The following is a 19,360-nucleotide window of genomic DNA, read 5'->3' on the forward strand; positions in this document are numbered from 1 at the left end:
CTTGATCGTCATGCGGAGAAATGGGGAGGGATGGAGCGTGTGCGGCATCCCGGTGGGGAGAGGGGGCCGGTGGGATGTGACAGCCCGTTGACTGTTTGATCGATGCATGTAACTGTTTCGACCACCGGTCCCGGCACCCCCGCCCGCCGAACCCCCACGAGGAGTCTCCATGAGACGCAGAACGCCGACCACGAGCCTCGCGCTCGCCCTCGTCGCCACCCTGACGACGGCGAGCCTGGCCGGCACCGCCTCCGCCGCGCCCGCTCCGGCCGCCGCCCCCGCCCCGGCCGTCGCCGCCCTCGCCGCGCCGGACGTCTCCCTGAGCAACATCCAGGCCCACCTCACCCAGTTCAACTCCATCGCCACCAGCAACGGCGGCAACCGGCGCTCCGGCTCGGCCGGCTACACGGCGTCGGTCAACTACGTCAAGGGCAAGCTGCAGGCCGCCGGCTACACGGTCACCGAGCAGAACTGCTCCACCTGCACCTACCCCGGCAACAACCTGATCGCCGAGTGGCCGCAGGGCCCTTCCGACCAGGTCGTCATGTTCGGCGCCCACCTGGACGGCGTCTCCGCGGGCCCCGGCATCAACGACAACGCCTCCGGCTCGTCGGTGCTGCTGGAGAACGCGCTGGTGCTGGCCGCGCAGAACCCGACCATGACCAAGCGGGTCCGGTTCGCCTGGTGGAACGGCGAGGAGCAGGGCCTGCAGGGCTCCAAGCACTACGTCAACCAGCTCAGCTCCACCCAGCGGGGCTACATCAAGGGCTACTACAACTTCGACATGGTGGGCTCGCCCAACGGTGGCTACTTCATCAACCGGATCACCTCGGCCACGGCCGCGCCGCTGAAGGCGTACTGGGACTCGTTCGGCATCTCGCCGGAGGAGAACACCGAGGGCCAGGGCCGCTCGGACGACTACTCGTTCGCCAACGCCGGCATCCAGACCTCCGGCTACGCGGCGGGCGCCAGCTACACCAAGAGCTCGGCGCAGGCCAGCAAGTGGGGCGGCACCGCCGGTGCGGCGTACGACGGGTGCTACCACCGCTCCTGCGACAACACCAGCAACATCAACACGACCATCCTCAACCGGGCCGCTGACGGTGTGGCGTACGCGATCTGGCAGCTCGCCGTCGGCGGCGGCACGCCGTCCAACGACTTCTCCGTCTCGGTGAGCCCCACCTCCGGCAGCGTCGCCCGGGGCGGCTCCACCACCGCCACGGTCAGCACCGCCACCACCGCCGGCAGCGCGCAGACCGTGGCGCTGTCCGCCAGCGGCGCCCCGAGCGGCGTCTCGGTGAGCTTCAGCCCGTCCTCGGTCACCTCGGGCGGCTCGGCCACCATGACCGTCACCGCCTCGTCGACGGCCACCACCGGCACGTTCACGCTCACCGTGACCGGCACCGGCTCGGCCACCCGCACCGCCAGCTACACGATCACCGTGACCGGCGGCAGCGGCGGCTGCACCGGCGGCCAGCTCATCGGCAACAGCAGCTTCGAGTCCGGCACCACGCCGTGGACGGCCAGTTCCGGCGTGATCACCAACAGCTCCAGCCAGGCGGCCCGCACCGGGTCGTACAAGGCGTGGATGAACGGGTACGGCTCCTCGCGTACCGACACGCTGTCCCAGTCGGTCACGCTGCCGTCCGGGTGCAGCAGCTACACGTTCTCGTTCTGGCTGCACATCGACTCGGCCGAGACGACCACCTCGACCGCGTACGACAAGCTCACAGTGCAGGTCGGTTCGACGACGCTGGCCACGTACTCGAACCTGAACAAGGCCACCGGCTACACCCAGCGCACCTTCAACCTGGCCGCGTACGCCGGTCAGACGGTCACGCTGAAGTGGACCGGGGTCGAGGACTCCTCGTTGCAGACCAGCTTCGTCGTGGACGACGTGACGCTGCAGGTCGGCTGAGCGGTCCCGGGCGGGGTGGGCGCCGGCCCGCCCCGCCCGGGTCTCACGTGATCGGCAGCGCCTTCGCGCCCGCGCCCTTGACCGACCGGGTCAGCGAACGTTCGGAGACCCACAGGAAGCACTGCACGCCCCGGTCACCGTCGCGCCACTGCTCCTCGAACGGGTGGTAGATGATGGTGCCGGCCCGGTACTGCATGTTGCCGTCGTTCGGCAGCCCGGCGTACTTGGCGATCAGGCCGCGGCAGGCCTTGTGCGTGCGCAGCGGCGTGCGTTCGAACTCGGCGTAGCTGATGTCCGGCGCCTGGTAGACGCCGACGAACTCGGCGTGGTGCTTGCTGGTGCAGGCCACCGGCCGCATCGACTGCACCTCGTCCTTGCTCAGCTTCGGGTTGAAGCAGCCGAGCGCGAGCTTCGAGCCGGGCTTCAACGCACCCCGCAGACTGCCGGTGCGCTGGGCCACGGCACCCTCGTCCAGATCGGTGATCTCGGCGACGTCGCAGCGGTACCAGCGGGCCCCGCCGGACCACGCGAGCGCCGAGGGGAAGACCACCGCCAGGCGTAGCCGCCCGCCGCGCCAGTCCCCGCCGACGGCCCGGGTGACCTGCCGGGCGCAGTCGGCGTGCGCGGCGCGCACGCCGGCCGAGCCGGTCCGCGGCGGTGCGGAACGCTCCGCCTCCGCGCCGGTCATCGTGCCCACGTGCAGCGTCTCGGTGCGGTGCGGGGTGGCGCAGTCGACCGGCTGGTAGCCGCTGAGGTAGCCGACGTCGGCGACAGTGGGATGACAGGCCCCGCTCTGCGGCACGAAACCGACCGGCGCGGCGAACGCGGGCCAGTCGTCGACCAGGTCCCGGTCCACTCCGGCTGGCGCGGCACAGCCGCCGAGCGCCAGCGCCAGCGCCGCGCCCACTGTGACCGCCACCCGCCATCGCCGCATCCCGACCGACCTCCCCCGCGCATCCGGCGCCGCCCGGTCGACCGGTACGCCTCGGCGGTGCAGCATACGGCAGCCGCTCAGGTGACCGGGAGTCCCTCGGGTCCGGCGCCGCGCACCGAGCGGTTCAGCTTGCGGTCGTCACTCCACAGGAAACAGCGCACGCCCCGGTCGCCCTCCTCCCACTCCCGCTGCGACGGCGGGTAGAAGATGGACCCGGCCCGGTACGGCAGTTCGGCGTTGTCCGGCACCTCGGCGAACGCGGCGATGAGCGTCATGCAGCGCCGGTGCGTGGCGGGCGCGCCCCGGGTGAACTCCGCCCAGCTCATGTCGCGTTCCTCGTACACGCCGACGAACTCCGCCCGGTGCGGTTCGGTGCACAGCACCGGGGCCATGTAGTTGAGGTTCTGGCCGATCAGCTTCGGGTCGAAGCACCTGTGCACCAGCGGGTTGTCGCCGACCAGCGCGCCCCGCAGGCTGCCGACCCGGTTGACCGGGCGGGTGTTGTCGATGCTGTCGGTCTCGGCCAGGTCGCAGCGGAACCAGCGGGCGCCGGACGTCCAGGCGGTGACGGTGGGCAGCGCGATGTTCAACGTGAGCCGGGCGGCGCGCCAGTCCCCGCCGATCATCTCCCGGGCCCGCTGGTCGCACTCGGCGCGCGCGGTCCGCAGCGCCGGTGAGCCCGGTTCGGGGCGTACGCCCTGCGCCGCCGGCCCGCTGAACCGGCCGACGTGCACGGTCTCGGCCAGGTGGCTGCCCGCGCAGTTCACCGTCTCGTACGTGGCGGCCGCCACCACTGTGCTCAGCCGGGGCAGGCACGCCTCGGTCGCCGGGACGAACAGCTGCGGCACCGGCAGCGCCGCCCAGTCGTCGATCAGGTCGCCGTCGGCCCGATGCACCTGAGCGCAACCCGCGAGCACCGCAGTCGCGGCGCCGGCCAGCGCGAGCACGTGGAGCCACCGTCGCATCGTCCGCCCCTTCCGGGAGAGATGACAGCCGGTCGTCATAGGCCCGACCGGCGTCCCCCGCGCCCGGGCGTGCAGCATACGTGACCGTCCCTGTAGGAGTTTCGTCATCTTTCAATCGATCGGCCAGTCACCGGCGACTATTCGTGCCGATTTTTTCTCCGGACGGCCGGATGGTGCACCACGGGTGACGGAAGGATCACCGCTGGTCGCTCCGGGAGCCGTGCCGCTACCTCCGGATCACCGCGTTCGTACACTGGCCCCGTGACCGTACCGCCGCCGATCGTCGCGCCCAGCATCCTGGCCGCCGATTTCGCCCGCCTCGCCGACGAGGTCCGTGCCGTGGAGCCCGCCGCCGACTGGCTGCACGTCGACGTCATGGACAACCACTTCGTACCCAACCTGACCATCGGGCTGCCGGTGGTGCAGAGCCTGCGCGCCGTCACCGGGATTCCGTTCGACGTGCACCTGATGATCACCGACCCGCGCCGCTGGGCGCCCGGGTACGCCGACGCCGGGGCGTACAACGTCACGTTCCACGCCGAGGCGTGCGACGACCCGGTGGCGCTGGCCAAGGACCTGCGCTCGGCCGGGGCGAAGGCCGGGCTGGCGATCGACCGGGACACCCCGATCGAGCCGTACCTCGAACTGCTGCCGAGCTTCGACACGCTGCTGATCATGACGATCAAGGCCGGCTTCGGCGGCCAGCGCTTCCTGCCGCAGCTGCTGGACAAGGTGCGCGCGGCCCGCCGGCACGTCGACAGCGGGCACCTGGAGCTGCGCATCGAGGTCGACGGCGGCATCGCCGCGGACACCATCGAGCAGGCCGCCGCGGCCGGCGCCGACGCGTTCGTCGCGGGCACCGCCGTCTACGGCGCCGACGATCCCGCGGAGGCGGTACGCCGCCTGCGGGGCCTGGCGGAACGCGCGATGACCGGGGCCTGAGATGGACCCGGCCGGCGAGCGACCCGACGTGATCCTCGTCGTCGACGACGACGAGGACATCGCCCGCTTCGTCGAGTTCAACCTGCGCCTGCACGGCTTCGAGGTGCTGCACGCCGCCGACGGCCAGGAGGCGCTGGAGGTCATCGAGCGGCAGCGGCCCGACCTCGCAGTCGTCGACCTGATGATGCCGCGCATCGACGGGCTGGAGCTGACCCGGCGGCTGCGCGCCGACCCGATGACCTCGGCCCTGCCGGTGATCATGCTGACCGCCAAGGGGATGACCCAGGACAAGGTCAACGGGCTCAGCGTCGGCGCGGACGACTACCTGGTCAAGCCGTTCGACACGCTGGAACTGGTGGCCCGGGTCAACTCCACGCTGCGGCGCAACAAGGAGTTCCGGGAGGTCTCGCCGCTGACCGGGCTGCCCGGCAACAGCCGGATCCGGCGGGAGATCAGCGACCGGGTACGCAACGGCGTCGACTACGCCGTCGGCTACATCGACATCGACCGGTTCAAGAGCGTCAACGACCGGTACGGCTTCGTGCGCGGCGACGAGTTCATCTCGGCGCTGGCCCGCAGCCTGCACCGGGCGGTGGTGTCGATCGGGCTGCCGCCGGCGTTCCTCGGCCACGTCGGCGGCGACGACTTCGTCATCGTCTGCGCGCCCAGCCAGGTCCGGCCGCTGACCAGCCGGGCCGTCGTCGACTTCGAGAAGGCCGCCGACGCGCTCTACGACGCCACCGACCGGGAACGCGGCTTCGTCGAGCTGAAGGACCGGCGCGGCAACATCCGCCGCGCCGCGCTCGTCACGCTCTCCATCGGCGTGTCGCTGTCCGATTCCGGCAAGCGGTTCACCGACCCGCTGGAGGCGATCGCGGTGGCCTCGGAGATGAAGACGGTGGCCAAGAGCCAGCCCGGCTCGTACGTGGCGGTGGACCGCCGGCGCGGCGTCACCTGACCGGTCCTGTGAGGTAGCTCGCCTCTGTGGCGCGCGCCCGGGCGGAACGTGTAAGACTTCCCCTATACCCACCACGCGCTGGCGGGGCTCGGTGAAATTCCGAACCGGCGGTGATCCACGGTCCGACCGTGGTAAGCCCGCGACCCGGACGGCTTCGGCCGGACGGTGGACCTGGTGAAAATCCGGGGCCGACGGTTGGGGTGCGGCTCGTCCGCCCCCAGAAAGTCCGGATGGGAGACAGCGCGCGGAACGGGGGAGGCCCCTGCCGGCCGCTGAGCACCCTCAGCCGCCGCGTGGGCTCCCCGGGGTCGGCGTCGCCGTCCCCGGGTTCTCCGCCGCCGCGTGTCCGCGGCTTTCGTGGCCGTTCCTCCCGAACCCCGCCCGCGCGCGACCGGCGAGCGGGAGGACAGGCGGCCATGGCGAGCGTCTCCGTCGACGAGGCGATGCGTCGTGCCATCGAACTGGCCGCGCGGGGCCTCGGCGCCACGAGCCCCAACCCGGTGGTCGGCTGCGTGCTGCTCGACACCGACGGCGAGGTCGTCGGCGAGGGCTTCCACGCGTACGCCGGCGGCCCGCACGCGGAGATCGTCGCGCTGGCCCAGGCTGGCACGCGGGCCCGCGGCGGCACCGCGGTGGTCACCCTGGAACCCTGCGACCACACCGGCCGCACCGGCCCGTGCAGCCACGCGCTCATCGCCGCCGGGGTGTCCCGCGTGGTGATCGCCGTGCCCGACCCCAACCCGGTCGCCTCCGGCGGCGCCGCCACGCTGCGCGCCGCCGGGGTCCAGGTCGCTTTGGGGGTACGCGCGCAGGAGGCCGAGGCCGGCAACGTCGCCTGGCTCACCTCGATGCGCCGCGGCTGGCCGTACGTGATCTGGAAGTACGCGGCCACGCTCGACGGGCGTTCCGCCGCCGCCGACGGCACCAGCATGTGGATCACCTCCGAGGCGGCCCGGATCGACGTGCACGCGCTGCGCGGCACCGTCGACGCGGTGCTCGCCGGGGTGGGCACCGTGCTCACCGACGACCCCCGGCTGACCGCCCGCAACCTGCGCGACGGCACCATGGCCATCCGGCAGCCGCTGCGGGTGGTGGTGGACAGCTCGGGGCGTACCCCGGCCGACGCCCGGGTCCGCGACGGCGCCGCGCGCACGTGGATCGCCACCGCCGCGGAGGTCGGCGCCGGGCCGGACGGCCGGGTCGACCTGCCGGCGCTGCTGGCGGAGCTGCACCACCGGGGCGTGCGGGCCGCGTTGCTGGAGGGCGGGCCGACGCTGGCCGGCGCGTTCCTCGCCGCCGGCCTGGTCGACAGGATCGTCGGGTACGTCGCGCCGAAGCTGCTCGGCGCCGGCCCGACCGCGCTGCTCGACGCCGGCGTGAGCACCATCGCCGACGCCATCGATCTGGAGATCACCGACGTTACGCGGGTCGGTCCCGACCTGCGGATCACCGCGCTGCCCCGGAAGAGGGAGAGCTGACATGTTCACCGGCATCGTCGAGGAACTGGGCGAGATCGTCCGGAGCACCGAGACCGGCGACGACTCCGCGCTGGTCGCCATCCGCGGCCCGCTCGTCACCTCGGACGCCCGGCACGGCGACTCGATCGCCGTCAACGGCGTCTGCCTCACCGTGGTCGACGTCGACGGCGGCGTGTTCACCGCCGACGTGATGGGCGAGACGCTGCGCCGTACCGCGCTCGGCGCGCTGCGCCCCGGCGACCCGGTCAACCTGGAACGGGCCGCCGCACTCAACAGCCGCCTCGGCGGGCACCTGGTGCAGGGCCACGTCGACGGCGTCGGCGAGATCGTCGCCCGGGAGCCCGCCGCGCAGTGGGAGACCGTGCGGTTCCGGCTGCCCGCCGGGGTGGCCCGGTACGTGGTGGAGAAGGGCTCGATCACCGTCGACGGCGTGTCGTTGACCGTCGCCGAGGCGGGCGACGACTGGTTCTCGGTCGGCCTGATCCCCACCACGCTCAAGCTCACCGTGCTCGGCACGAAGCGGATCGGCGACCCGGTCAACCTGGAGGTGGACGTGCTGGCCAAGTACGTCGAGCGGCTGCTCGGCGACCGCGGCGCGGGGGGTGCCCGGTGATGGGCCCGCTCGGCTGGCTGCTCGACGCCCAGGTGCAGGTGGCCGGCTCGCCGGTGCTGGTCCGGGAGATCGTCGGCAACGTCTTCGGGCTCGGCTCGGCGCTGCTCGGGCTGCGCCGAGTGGTCTGGGCCTGGCCGGTCGGCATGATCGGCAACGCGCTGCTGTTCACCGTGTTCCTCGGCGGTGTCTTCGTCACCCCGCAGGCGCACGACCTCTACGGCCAGGCCGGCCGGCAGGTCTTCTTCTTCGCCGTCAGCGTGTACGGCTGGTGGCGCTGGTCGCGCAACCGGCGTGCCGGTGGCGGGGACGAGCCTGCCGTGGTGCCGCGCTGGGCCACCTGGCCGGAGCGGCTCGGCCTGCTCGTGGCCGCCGCCGTCGGCACCGCCGCCGCGTACCCGGTGCTCGCCGCGCTCGGCTCGTGGGGGCCGCTGCCGGACGCCTGGATCCTGGTCGGCAGCCTGCTCGCCACGTACGGCATGGCCCGCGGCTGGGTCGAGTTCTGGCTGATCTGGATCGCCGTCGACGCGGTCGGCGTACCGCTGCTGCTGCGCGGTGGCTTCTACCCGTCGGCCGCCATGTACCTGGTCTACGGCGCGTTCTGCGCCGCAGGCCTGTACAGCTGGTGGCGCACCTCCCGGGCCGTCGCGACCGCGCCCGCCCCGATCCCGGCGACGTACTCGGAGGCCGTGGCATGAGCACGTTCGGTTCGATCGAGCAGGCGGTGGCGGACATCGCCGCCGGGCGTCCGGTGGTCGTGGTCGACGACGAGGACCGCGAGAACGAGGGCGACCTGATCTTCGCGGCCGAGCTGGCCACCCCGGAGCTGGTCGCGTTCATGGTCCGGTACACCTCCGGCTACATCTGCGTGCCGCTGACCGAGGACGAGTGCGACCGGCTCGACCTGCCGCCGATGCACCACACGAACCAGGACCGGCGCGGCACCGCGTACACGGTGACTGTGGACGCCCGGGAGGGCGTCAGCACCGGCATCTCGGCCGCCGACCGGTCGCACACCATCCGGCTGCTCGCCGACGCCGCCACCGGCCCGACCGACCTGGCCCGGCCCGGTCACGTGGTGCCGCTGCGCGCCCGCGCCGGCGGGGTGCTGCGCCGTCCCGGGCACACCGAGGCGGCGGTGGACCTGACCCGGATGGCCGGGCTGCGCCCGGCCGGGGTGCTCTGCGAGCTGGTGAACGACGACGGCACCATGATGCGCCTGCCGGACATGGAGAAGTTCTGCGCCGAGCACGGGCTGACGCTCGTCACCATCGCGGACCTGATCGCACACCGGCGGCGTACCGAGAAGCAGGTCGAGCTGGCCGCCGAGGCTCGGATGCCCACCCCGTACGGCGTGTTCCGGGCGCTCGGCTACCGCGCCGAGCACGACCCGGCCGAACACGTGGCGCTGGTCATGGGTGACCTCGGCGACGGGCGGGACGTGCTGGTGCGGGTGCACTCCGAGTGTCTCACCGGCGACGTGTTCGGCTCGCTGCGCTGCGACTGCGGGCCGCAGTTGCAGGCCGCGCTGGCCCGGGTCGCGCAGGAGGGCCGCGGCGTGGTCCTCTACGTGCGCGGGCACGAGGGCCGGGGCATCGGCCTGCTGCACAAGCTGCAGGCGTACCAGCTCCAGGACCAGGGCCGCGACACCGTGGACGCGAACCTCGACCTGGGCCTGCCGGCCGACGCCCGCGACTACGGCACAGGTGCGCAGATCCTCTACGACCTGGGCGTCCGGTCGATGCGGCTGCTGACCAACAACCCGGCCAAGCGGGCCGGGCTGGAGGGGTACGGCCTCACCGTGACCGGCCGGGAGGGGCTGCCGGTGCGCTCCAACCCGGAGAACGTGCGCTACCTGCGCACCAAGCGGGACCGGATGGGCCACCTGCTGGACGGACTGGACGAGGTGACCGAGGCGCCGATGGGCCGCCCGGTCGCCGGTGACGAGATCGGAGCGTAGGGCGATGGCGGGTTTCGGTGAGCCGGGCGTGACCGCGGTGGACGCCGCCGGGATGACTGTGGGCGTGGTGGCCGCCCGGTGGCACGGCGACCTGACCGACCACATGACCGAGCGTGCGGTGGCCGCCGCGCAGGCGTGCGGGGCGCGGGCAGTGGTGGCCCGGGTGGCCGGCTCGGTGGAGCTGCCGGTGGTGGCCCAGGCGATGGCCCGCCGCTTCGACGTGGTCGTCGCGCTCGGCGTGGTGGTACGCGGCGCGACGGCGCACTTCGACTACGTCTGCAAGTCGGTCACCGAGGGGCTGACCCGGGTGGCGCTGGACGAGGGCAAGCCGGTGGCGCACGGGGTCCTCACGGTGGACACCGTCGAGCAGGCCCGCGACCGGGCCGGGCTGCCCGGCTCGGCCGAGGACAAGGGCTGGTCGGCGACCGTGGCGGCGCTGGACGCCGCCCTGGCCGTCCGCGCCCTCGACGCCCAGTCCGCCCAGCGGGTCGGCTTCGCCTGACCCACCCGGCCCGTCACCAGGAGCGGCTGGAAGAATCGCCTTCCGTGAAGACGTTCGAGGAGTTGTTCGCCGAGCTGCAGGCCAAGGCCGCCGCCGGCACCCCGGGCTCGGGCACCGTCGAGGCGCTCGCCAAGGGCGTGCACTTCATCGGCAAGAAGGTCGTCGAGGAGGCGGCCGAGTCGTGGATGGCCGCCGAGCACGAGGGCCCGGAGCGGGCCGCCGAGGAGATCTCCCAGCTGCTCTACCAGGCGCAGGTGCTGATGCTCGCCACCGGCCTGGAACTGAAGGACGTCTACCGACATCTCTGAGTGCCCGTCCGCTGATCATCCGATCGAACGAAGGAGCACTCCCATGCTGCGTGTCGCAGTACCCAACAAGGGCGCCCTGGCCGAGTCGGCCGCCGGGATGCTGCGCGAGGCGGGCTACCGCCAGCGCACCGACCCGAAGGACCTCGTCTGCCGGGACGAGGCCAACGACATCGAGTTCTTCTACCTGCGCCCCAAGGACATCGCCACCTACGTCGGCTCCGGTGACCTGGACGTCGGCATCACCGGCCGCGACCTGCTGATCGACTCCGGCGCGCCGGCCGAGGAGATCGTCGACCTCAACTTCGGGCGGGCCACGTTCCGGTTCGCCGCCCGGCCCGACGACGTCGCCTCCGTCCAGCAGCTCGGCGGGCACCGTATCGCCACCGCGTACCCGGGTCTGGTCGAGCGGCACCTGGCCGAGCTGGGCGTCAAGGCCGACGTGATCCGCCTGGACGGCGCGGTGGAGAACGCCATCCGCCTCGGCGTGGCCGACGTGGTCGCCGACGTGGTGGAGACCGGCGCGACGCTGCGCCAGGCCGGCCTGGTGGTCTTCGGTGAGCCGCTGCTGCGCTCCTCGGCGGTGCTGGTCCGCCGCGCCGGTGCTCCCGGCGGCGCGCAGCAGGAGCAGTTGCAGCGCCGGCTGCACGGCGTGCTCGTCGCCCGCCGGTACGTGATGCTCGCCTACGACGTCCCGGCCGGCCTGCTCGACCGGGCCAGCTCGCTGACCCCCGGCATCGAGTCGCCCACCGTCTCGCCGCTGCACCGGGAGGGCTGGGTCGCGGTGCAGGCGATGGTGCTCCGCGACGACGTCCACCGGATCATGGACGAGCTGTACGAGCTGGGCGCCCGCGCGATCCTCGTCACCAACATCCACGCCTGCCGGCTGTGAGACCGCTGCCGCTCCCGGCCGCGCTCGCGGTGGTCGTGGCCGGCGGCGTGGCCTCGGCCGCCCAGGGCGCGGTCAACGCCGAGATGGGGGAGCGGACCGGTGCCCCGGTCCTCGGCGCGGTCGTCAACAACCTCGGCGGCTGCCTGCTGGTGCTGGCCGGGATCGTGGCGCTGCCGTCGATGCGCGCCGGGCTGGCCGGGCTGCGCCGCTCCGGGCTGCCGTGGTGGGCGTACCTCGGCGGGGTGGGCGGCGCGGTGATCGTGCTGGTCGCCCCGGTGGTGGTGCCGGTGCTCGGGGTGGCGGTGTTCACTATCGCCCAGGTGGCAGGCGGCAGCCTCGGCGGTCTCGCGGTGGACCGGGCCGGGCTGGCCGCGACCGGGCGGATGCCGCTCACAGTGCCCCGGGTCGGCGGCGCGGTGCTCGGCGTCGGCGCGGTGGCCCTCGCCCAGCTCGGCCGCCCGGTCGGTGACCTGGCGGTCGGGCTGGTGCTGCTCTGCGTCCTGGGCGGGCTGGCGGTGGCGGGGCAGTCCGCGCTCAACGGCCGGGTCGCCGCCTCGGTCGGCCCGGCCGCCGGCCTCGCTGTCAACTTCGCGGTCAGCACAGTGCTGATCGGCGCGGTCGCGGCGCTGACCGGAGCGCTCGCGAGCCAGCCCCGCTGGCCTGCCCAGTGGTGGCTCTACGTCGGCGGCCTGCTCGGCGTCGGCATCGTGCTCTCGCTGCTGGTCGGGGTACGCGCCGCCGGGGTGCTGCGTACCGGCCTGGCGCTGGTGGCCGGGCAGCTCGGCGGAGCGCTGCTGCTGGACCTGGTGCTGCCCGGCGGCCCCGGTGTCCGGCTGCCGGTGCTGGCCGGCGCCCTGCTCACGCTGCTCGCCGTGGTGGTCACCAGCCTGCGCCGGCGTGGCCCGGAGCGTGTGGCGGCCGAAGGCGCGCCCGAACCGGATGGCAGACTGGTCGGGTGAGCGATTCCGTGGTGACCGTGCGACCCCGCCGCGTCCGGGTCGTCTGCTGGGTGTCGGCCGTCACGCTGATCGTGGTGTTCAGCCTCGTCGCGACGTCGCTGACCGGCGCCACCGGCAACGGCTACGGCACGTTCCAGCGCGGCGACCAGTTCGCCATGATCGGCCTGGGTGTCTTCGGCGCGCTCGGCTTCCTGCTGTTCACCCGCCCTCGCGTGATCGCCGACGCCAGGGGCGTCCGGGTGCGCAACGTGTTCAGCTCGTACGAGCTGCCGTGGGAGGTCGTCCGCGGTGTCCGGTTCGACAGGGGCGCCCCGTGGGCCAGCCTGGAGCTGCACGACGACGACCTGCTGCCGATGGTCGCCTTGCAGGCCGCCGACAAGGAGAGCGCGGTCGAGGCGGTCCGCGCGTTGCGCCGCCTGCACCAGGCGCACCTGGCGGCGCTGTCCGCCGGCCAGTCGGCACCCCGCTGACCAGCGAGCCCGGTTTGGGCTGGCCTGGGCCGAGGGTGTAGTGTTGCGGAGTCGACCAGACTGCCCCCGTCCCTGACGCGCGGGCGGTCGAGAAGCGGAGCGCCCGCTCCCACCCGAGTCGCCGCCACGGTGGCCGGGTCCGGTCCCCGGTTTCGGGCACGTCCCGACGCCGGATGCGCGATCCTGTGATCGTGCCGACCGGTCGAGTGGGCCCTGGCATACGCCGGGGCCTTCTGCTTTCCGGGTCGGCTCCCACCCGGGAGCCCACGGAGTCGGCACCGTAGGAGACTCGACTCGAGGAGGCCCCATCAGCGTCGAACCACGCGTGAACGAGCAGATCCGGGCACGTGAGGTCCGACTGGTCGGCCCTGAGGGTGAGCAGGTGGGCATCGTCCCGCTGGAGCGCGCCCTGCAGCTGGCCGCGGACGTCGACCTGGACCTGGTCGAGGTTGCGCCGATGGCGCGCCCGCCGGTGTGCAAGCTCATGGACTTCGGCAAGTTCAAGTACGAGAGCGCACTGAAGGCGCGCGAAGCGCGGCGTAACCAGCAGCAGACCGTCATCAAGGAGATGAAGCTCCGGCCGAAGATCGACCCGCACGACTACGAGACCAAGAAGGGTCACGTGGTGCGGTTCCTCAAGGCCGGCGACAAGGTCAAGGTGACGATCATGTTCCGCGGTCGGGAGCAGAGCCGCCCGGAGCTGGGCTACCGGCTCCTGCGCCGGCTCGAGTCCGAGATCACGGACCTTGGATACGTCGAGGCCGCGCCGAAGCAGGACGGCCGAAACATGATCATGGTTCTCGCTCCGCACCGGGCCGTCAAGGCCTCCGCGGTCGCCGCCACGGCGTCCCGCGGTGGACCGCGCGACCGGGCAGCGGAGGAACCGGCCGCTCCGGCCGGCGAGACCCCGGCGGCCGGCGAGACCGCAGCAGCCGGTGAGACCGGCACGACCGCTGAGACCAGCGGCCAGTAACAGGGGAGAAGACGTTCCAATGCCGAAGATGAAGAGCCACACGGGTATGGGCAAGCGGGTCAAGGTGACCGGCAAGGGCAAGATCGTTGCCCAGCAGGCCGGCCTTCGCCACAACCTGGAGAAGAAGCCCAGCACCCAGACCCGTCGGCTGACCGGCACCGTCGAGCTGGCCAAGGCCGACACCAAGCGCATCAAGAAGCTGCTCGGCCGCTGACGCGAGCCACCTGAACCGAAGAAGGAGTTGAGATGGCACGCGTCAAGCGGGCTGTGAACGCCCAGAAGAAGCGTCGTACCCTGCTGGAGACCGCGAGCGGTTACCGCGGTCAGCGCTCCCGGCTGTACCGCAAGGCCAAGGAGCAGGTGCTGCACTCGATGCAGTACTCCTACCGGGACCGTCGCGACCGCAAGGGCGACTTCCGGCAGCTCTGGATCCAGCGGATCAACGCCGGCGCCCGGGCCAACGGCCTGACCTACAACCGCCTGATCCAGGGCCTGCGCCTGGCCGGCATCGAGGTCGACCGGAAGATCCTGGCCGACATGGCCGTCAACGACGCCGCCGCGTTCGCGGCGATCGTCGAGCTGGCCCGCGCCGCCGTGGCGGCCGAGGGCACCGGTGGCGCCGCGGCTCAGGCCGCCTGACCCACCCCGTACGGCAGATCGAGGCGTCTCCCATGCAGTCACAGTCGCAGGGGAGGCGCCTCGACGCCGTTCCCGGACCGTTCACCCCGCGTACCCCGAGGGTCGTTGCCGCCCGCCGGTTGCAGCGCCGGCGCGACCGCGACCAGGCCGGCCGGTTCCTGGCCGAGGGGCCGCAGGCGGTCCGTGAGGCGCTCGCCCGCACCGGCACCGTGGTCGAGCTGTTCGGCACCCCGGCGGCACTCGACAGGTACGCCGACCTCGCGGCCACCGCCGCCCGCGCCGACGTGCCGGTCTCCGAGGTGACCGACGACGCCCTGGCCGCGCTGGCCGAGACCGTCGCGCCGCAGGGCCTGGTGGCGGTGTGCCGGCACCTCGACGTACCCCTGGAGCAGGCAGTGGCGCGCGGGCCGCGCCTGGTCGCGGTGCTCGCCGGGATCCGTGACCCGGGCAACGCCGGCACCGTGCTGCGTACCGCCGACGCGGCGGGCGCGGGCGCTGTGGTCTTCGCCGGCGAGGCGGTCGACCCCTACAACGGCAAGTGCGTGCGGGCCTCCGCCGGCAGCCTCTTCCACGTCGACGTGGTGCGCGCCGCCGACCCGCTCGCCGCCGTCGAGGCGCTGCGGGCCGCCGGCCTGGAGATCCTGGCCACCACCGGGTACGGCGACAGCGACCTGGACGACCTCGCCGACGCGGGACGGCTGGCCGCCCCCACCGCGTGGCTGTTCGGCTCGGAGGCGCACGGCCTGCCCGACGAGTTGACCGGCGCCGCCGACGCCCGGGTCCGGGTGCCGCTGCACGGGCGCGCGGAGAGCCTGAACCTGGCTGCGGCGGCGGCCGTCTGCCTGTATTCTTCCGCCAGAGCACTGCGTGTCCCCCGGGGCACGCGAGAGACAGCAGGGGAGTCCGCCTCGTCATGAACGCGCCATGGCGTTCGTTTAGCCAGCCCGCCGGTGTCGGCGGGCGGCGGGCCTGACCCTTCCCCCTGCACGACTCCCCACCGGCGGGCTGCGGCGAAGCCGCGCGTCCGTAGACTCGCCTAGCCACCCGCGAGGGTCGGCGCCGCCGTGAGGGAGTGCCCGTTCACCATGAGCTACCGCAACGATCCGTACGACCCGAAGCAGGTCGCCCTGCTCGACCCGGACGCCCTGGCCGGGGCCGTGGCCGACGCCGAGAAGGCGTTCGCCGAGGCCACCGACCCGGACGCGCTCACCGCGCTGCGCCCCGCGCACCTCGGTGACCGGTCCCCGGTGTCGCTGGCCCGCCGGGAGATCGGCGCGCTGCCGCCGGCCGCCAAGGCCGACGCCGGCAAGCGGGTCAACGAGGCCCGCCGGGCCATCGAGTCCGCGTACGCCGCCCGGCAGGAGATCCTGGACCGGGAACGGGCCGCGCGGGTACTGGTCGAGGAGCGGGTCGACGTGACCCTGCCGTACGACCGCCGGCCGCGCGGAGCCCGCCACCCGCTGAGCGTGCTGATGGAGCAGATCAGCGACCTGTTCATCGGCATGGGGTACGAGGTGGCCGAGGGCCCCGAGGTCGAGCTGGAGTGGACCAACTTCGACGCGCTGAACATCCCGGCCGACCACCCGGCGCGCGGCCTGATGGACACGTTCCACATCGCACCCGAAGGCTCGGGCCTTGTTCTGCGCACCCACACGTCGCCGGTGCAGGCGCGCACCATGCTCAGCCGCAAGCCGCCGATCTACGTGGTGGTGCCCGGCCGGGTCTACCGCACCGACGAACTGGACGCCACCCACGCGCCGGTGTTCCACCAGGTCGAGGGCCTCGTGGTGGACAAGGGCATCACCATGGCGCACCTGCGCGGCACGCTCGACCACTTCGCCCGGGCCATGTTCGGCGAGGGTGCGAAGACGCGCTGGCGGCCGCACTACTTCCCGTTCACCGAGCCGTCGGCGGAGTTCGACGTCTGGTTCCCGGAGCACCGGGACGGCCCGCAGTGGGTCGAGTGGGGCGGCTGCGGCATGGTCAACCCGCGGGTGCTGCGCGCCTGCGGCATCGACCCGGAGGTCTACTCCGGATTCGCGTTCGGCATGGGCATCGACCGGACCGTGATGGTCCGGCACGGCGTCAGTGACATGCGGGACATGGCCGAGGGCGACGTGCGGTTCACCCGCGCGTTCGGCGCCTGAGCTACGGGAACGGTGGTTTAAACAGTCATGCGAGTCTCTGTCAGTTGGCTGCGGGAGTACGTGGACCTGCCGGCCGACCTGCCCACCGGCGACCTGGAGCAGGCGCTGGTCGACCTCGGCATCGAGGTCGAGTCCGTGGTGGACCTGCGCGAGTCGGTCACCGGCCCGCTGGTCGTCGGCGAGGTCCTGGAGATCGAGGAGCTGACCGGCTTCAAGAAGCCGATCCGCTTCTGCCGGGTCGACGTCGGCGCCGCGAACGGCACCGGTGAGCCGCAGGAGATCGTCTGCGGGGCGCGCAACTTCGCCGTGGGCGACAAGGTCGTGGTGATCCTCCCCGGCGGCGTGCTGCCCGGCGGGTTCGCGATCGGCGCGCGCAAGACGTACGGGCGCAACTCCCACGGCATGATCTGCTCGGCGCAGGAGCTGGGGCTCGGCGACGACCACTCGGGCATCGTCGTGCTGCCCGAGGACGTCAAGGCCCAGCCCGGCGACGACGCCCGGCCCGTCGTCGGCCTGGACGACGTCGTGGTCGAGATGGAGATCACCCCGGACCGCGGGTACGCGCTGAGCGTGCGCGGCATCGCCCGGGAGCTGTCGCACGCGCTCGGCGTGCCGTTCCGCGACCCGGCCGACGCGCCCGCGCCCGGCGCGACCGCCGAGCCCGCGTACCCGGTCGAGGTCCGTGACCCGGTCGGCTGCGACCGGTTCGCGGCGCGGATGGTGCGCGGCGTCGACCCGACGGTCGAGACGCCCGGCTGGATGCGGCAGCGGCTCACGGTGGCCGGGGTGCGCAGCATCTCGCTCGCCGTCGACATCACCAACTACCTGATGCTCGAACTCGGCCAGCCGATGCACGCCTTCGACGCGGACCGGATCGCCGGCACGCTCGTGGTGCGCCGCGCCGAGGCGGGGGAGAAGCTGACCACGCTGGACGGGGTGAACCGCACGCTGTCCGCCGAGGACCTGGTCATCTGCGACGCTGGGCTGCCCAACGCCCTCGCAGGCGAGGACGCCGGCGTTCCGATCTCGCTCGCCGCGGTGATGGGCGGCGAGACCAGCGAGGTGCTCGCCTCCACCACGAACGTGCTGTTCGAGGCGGCGCACTGGGATCCGGCCACCGTCGGCCGTACCGCGCGGCGGCACAAACTGTTCAGCGAGGCCGCGAAGCGCTGGGAGCGGGGCGTGGACCCGGCGCTGCCGCTGGTCGCGCTGGAGAAGGCGGTCCGGCTGCTCACCGACCTCGCCGGTGGTACGGCTGGCGAGGAGGTGCTCGACATCGACCACGTCGCGCCGCGTACGCCTGTCACGCTGCCGGTGGACCTGCCGTCGCGGCGCGTCGGCGTGACCTATTCGCCGGACCGGGTGGTGGAGCTGCTGGAGCAGGTCGGCTGCACCGTCACCCGCGGCACCGACCGGCTCGCCGAGGACCCGGGCACCGTCGGCACGGCCGGGGTCGGCCCGGGCGCCGGTGCCGGTGAGGTGCTGACCGTCACGCCGCCGAGCTGGCGTCCCGACCTGACCGACCCGGCCGACCTGGTGGAGGAGGTGGTACGCCTCGACGGCTACGACCGCGTGCCGTCGGTGCTGCCCACCGCGCCGCGCGGCCGGGGCCTGACCTGGCAGCAGCAGCGTCGCCGGGCCGTCGCCCGCTCGCTCGCGGAGCGCGGCTACGTCGAGGTGCTGGCGCAGCCGTTCGTCGCGCCGGAACTGGTCGACCAGCTCGGCCTGCCCGCCGACGACCCGCGCCGCCCCGCGGTACGGCTGGCGAACCCGCTGTCGGAGGAGGAGCCGCTGCTGCGCACCACGCTGCTCGGCCCGCTGCTCGGCATCGTCAAGCGCAACGTCGGCCGGGGCCAGCGGGACGTGGCGATCTACGAGATCGGCACGGTCTTCCACCCGCGTCCCGGTGCCGGCACCCCGCCCGCGATGGGCGTGGACCGGCGGCCCACCGACGAGGAGTTCGCCGCCGCCGACGCGGTCGTTCCCGCCCAGCCCCGGCACGTCGCGGTGGCGCTCACCGGCGAGATCGAACCGGCCGGCTGGTGGGGCGCGGGCCGCACGGCCGGCTGGGCGGACGCCGTCGAGGCGGGCCGGGCGGTGCTCGACGCCGCCGGGATCCCCGCCGACCGGGTGACGGTACGGGCCGGGGAGCGGGCGCCCTGGCACCCGGGCCGCTGCGCCGAACTGGTGGTGGACGACGTGGTCGTCGGCCACGCCGGTGAGCTGCACCCGGCCGTGCTGGCCGCGCTGGAGCTGCCCCGGCGTACCAGCGCCATGGAACTGGACCTGGACGCGCTGCCCGCCGCCCCGCTGGCGGCCGGGCCGACCATCTCCACGTTCCCGCCGGCCCTGATCGACGTGGCGCTGGTGGTGGACGACGCGGTGCCGGCGGCCGAGGTGCGGGCGGCGCTGGTCGAGGGCGCGGGCGCGCTGCTGGAGGACGTCCGCCTGTTCGACGTCTACACCTCCGAGCAGCTCGGCGAGGGACGCAAGTCGCTGGCGTACAAGCTGACGTTCCGCGCCCCGGACCGGACCCTCGCGGGCGAGGAGGCGGTGGCCGCGCGCGACGCGGCGGTAGCGGTAGCCGCCGAGCGCTTCGGCGCCACCCTGCGCGGCGCATGAAAGGAGGGGCCCCCTCTTAACGCCTCCGGTAGAGGAGGGGGCCCCTTTTAACACGCCGGCTCACGCGAGCCGCTGGTGAACGTCAT

Annotated in this window: 19 protein-coding genes, 1 pseudogene and 1 riboswitch; of the genes and pseudogenes, 18 read left to right on the top strand and 2 right to left on the bottom strand. The window is 73.2% G+C overall.

Going from position 1 to position 19,360, the window contains the following annotated elements; genetic code table 11:
- Positions 1–169 precede the first annotated feature (169 nt).
- Entirely contained in the window at positions 170–1,918 is a 1,749-nt protein-coding gene (locus FB455_RS07730) for a M28 family metallopeptidase (RefSeq protein ID WP_013285526.1), read from the top strand.
- Positions 1,919–1,961: 43 nt separating this feature from the next.
- Here the strand turns inward: FB455_RS07730 and FB455_RS07735 are convergent, their stop codons facing one another.
- Complete coding sequence (locus tag FB455_RS07735) at positions 1,962–2,852, bottom strand: septum formation family protein (RefSeq protein WP_013285527.1); 891 nt, start codon at positions 2,850–2,852, stop codon at positions 1,962–1,964.
- 77 nt (positions 2,853–2,929) lie between these two features.
- Positions 2,930–3,817, bottom strand: coding sequence for a septum formation family protein (locus FB455_RS07740; protein ID WP_013285528.1), 888 nt, complete (start codon positions 3,815–3,817; stop codon positions 2,930–2,932).
- Between the two features lie 261 nt (positions 3,818–4,078).
- On the opposite strand from FB455_RS07740, the gene rpe reads away from it, so the two are divergent.
- From rpe to FB455_RS07825, 17 genes and pseudogenes are all read left to right on the top strand, one after another.
- Positions 4,079–4,759, top strand: coding sequence for a ribulose-phosphate 3-epimerase (gene rpe, locus FB455_RS07745; RefSeq protein WP_013285529.1), 681 nt, complete (start codon positions 4,079–4,081; stop codon positions 4,757–4,759).
- Position 4,760: 1 nt separating this feature from the next.
- The gene (locus tag FB455_RS07750; protein WP_013285530.1) at positions 4,761–5,717 is read left to right on the top strand and encodes a response regulator; all 957 of its coding nucleotides are present in this window, start codon (positions 4,761–4,763) and stop codon (positions 5,715–5,717) included.
- Between the two features lie 73 nt (positions 5,718–5,790).
- Positions 5,791–5,963: riboswitch (FMN riboswitch) on the top strand.
- A 170-nt stretch (positions 5,964–6,133) separates the two neighbouring features.
- The gene (gene ribD / locus FB455_RS07755) at positions 6,134–7,195 is read left to right on the top strand and encodes a bifunctional diaminohydroxyphosphoribosylaminopyrimidine deaminase/5-amino-6-(5-phosphoribosylamino)uracil reductase RibD (RefSeq protein ID WP_030271062.1); all 1,062 of its coding nucleotides are present in this window, start codon (positions 6,134–6,136) and stop codon (positions 7,193–7,195) included.
- A gap of 1 nt (position 7,196) precedes the next feature.
- Positions 7,197–7,818, top strand: a pseudogene (locus tag FB455_RS07760) (riboflavin synthase); the annotation flags it as partial.
- Positions 7,808–8,503, top strand: a complete 696-nt coding sequence (gene pnuC / locus FB455_RS07765; RefSeq protein ID WP_030271064.1) for a nicotinamide riboside transporter PnuC — start codon at positions 7,808–7,810, stop codon at positions 8,501–8,503. The pseudogene FB455_RS07760 and the gene pnuC, both read left to right, overlap by 11 nt.
- The gene (locus FB455_RS07770) at positions 8,500–9,765 is read left to right on the top strand and encodes a bifunctional 3,4-dihydroxy-2-butanone-4-phosphate synthase/GTP cyclohydrolase II (protein WP_030271066.1); all 1,266 of its coding nucleotides are present in this window, start codon (positions 8,500–8,502) and stop codon (positions 9,763–9,765) included. Before pnuC ends, FB455_RS07770 begins: the two co-directional genes overlap by 4 nt.
- A 4-nt stretch (positions 9,766–9,769) precedes the next feature.
- Positions 9,770–10,267, top strand: coding sequence for a 6,7-dimethyl-8-ribityllumazine synthase (gene ribH / locus FB455_RS07775; protein WP_013474910.1), 498 nt, complete (start codon positions 9,770–9,772; stop codon positions 10,265–10,267).
- Between the two features lie 44 nt (positions 10,268–10,311).
- Complete coding sequence (locus tag FB455_RS07780; RefSeq protein ID WP_013285536.1) at positions 10,312–10,575, top strand: phosphoribosyl-ATP diphosphatase; 264 nt, start codon at positions 10,312–10,314, stop codon at positions 10,573–10,575.
- A 43-nt stretch (positions 10,576–10,618) separates the two neighbouring features.
- The gene (gene hisG / locus FB455_RS07785; RefSeq protein WP_013285537.1) at positions 10,619–11,464 is read left to right on the top strand and encodes an ATP phosphoribosyltransferase; all 846 of its coding nucleotides are present in this window, start codon (positions 10,619–10,621) and stop codon (positions 11,462–11,464) included.
- Positions 11,461–12,423, top strand: a complete 963-nt coding sequence (locus FB455_RS07790; RefSeq protein WP_030271067.1) for a DMT family transporter — start codon at positions 11,461–11,463, stop codon at positions 12,421–12,423. The genes hisG and FB455_RS07790 overlap by 4 nt, the downstream gene beginning before the upstream one ends.
- Positions 12,420–12,893, top strand: a complete 474-nt coding sequence (locus FB455_RS07795) for a PH domain-containing protein (RefSeq protein ID WP_030271068.1) — start codon at positions 12,420–12,422, stop codon at positions 12,891–12,893. The genes FB455_RS07790 and FB455_RS07795 overlap by 4 nt, the downstream gene beginning before the upstream one ends.
- A 325-nt stretch (positions 12,894–13,218) precedes the next feature.
- Positions 13,219–13,866 carry a translation initiation factor IF-3 gene (gene infC / locus FB455_RS07800; RefSeq protein WP_013285540.1) on the top strand — a complete coding sequence of 216 codons (648 nt, stop codon included), beginning with the start codon at positions 13,219–13,221 and terminating at the stop codon, positions 13,864–13,866.
- A gap of 19 nt (positions 13,867–13,885) precedes the next feature.
- Positions 13,886–14,080 (top strand): 50S ribosomal protein L35, encoded by a 195-nt coding sequence (gene rpmI, locus FB455_RS07805; protein ID WP_007075851.1) that lies wholly within the window; start codon positions 13,886–13,888, stop codon positions 14,078–14,080.
- A gap of 32 nt (positions 14,081–14,112) precedes the next feature.
- Positions 14,113–14,505, top strand: coding sequence for a 50S ribosomal protein L20 (gene rplT / locus FB455_RS07810; RefSeq protein ID WP_013285541.1), 393 nt, complete (start codon positions 14,113–14,115; stop codon positions 14,503–14,505).
- A 32-nt stretch (positions 14,506–14,537) separates the two neighbouring features.
- The gene (locus tag FB455_RS07815) at positions 14,538–15,422 is read left to right on the top strand and encodes a TrmH family RNA methyltransferase (RefSeq protein ID WP_030271069.1); all 885 of its coding nucleotides are present in this window, start codon (positions 14,538–14,540) and stop codon (positions 15,420–15,422) included.
- Positions 15,423–15,590: 168 nt separating this feature from the next.
- A complete protein-coding gene (gene pheS / locus FB455_RS07820; protein WP_013285543.1) occupies positions 15,591–16,652 on the top strand; it encodes a phenylalanine--tRNA ligase subunit alpha in 1,062 nt (353 codons plus the stop codon).
- Positions 16,653–16,679: 27 nt separating this feature from the next.
- Positions 16,680–19,274 (top strand): phenylalanine--tRNA ligase subunit beta, encoded by a 2,595-nt coding sequence (locus FB455_RS07825; protein ID WP_145752704.1) that lies wholly within the window; start codon positions 16,680–16,682, stop codon positions 19,272–19,274.
- Positions 19,275–19,360: the final 86 nt, after the last annotated feature.

The organism is Micromonospora sp. CNZ296, assembly GCF_007827635.1.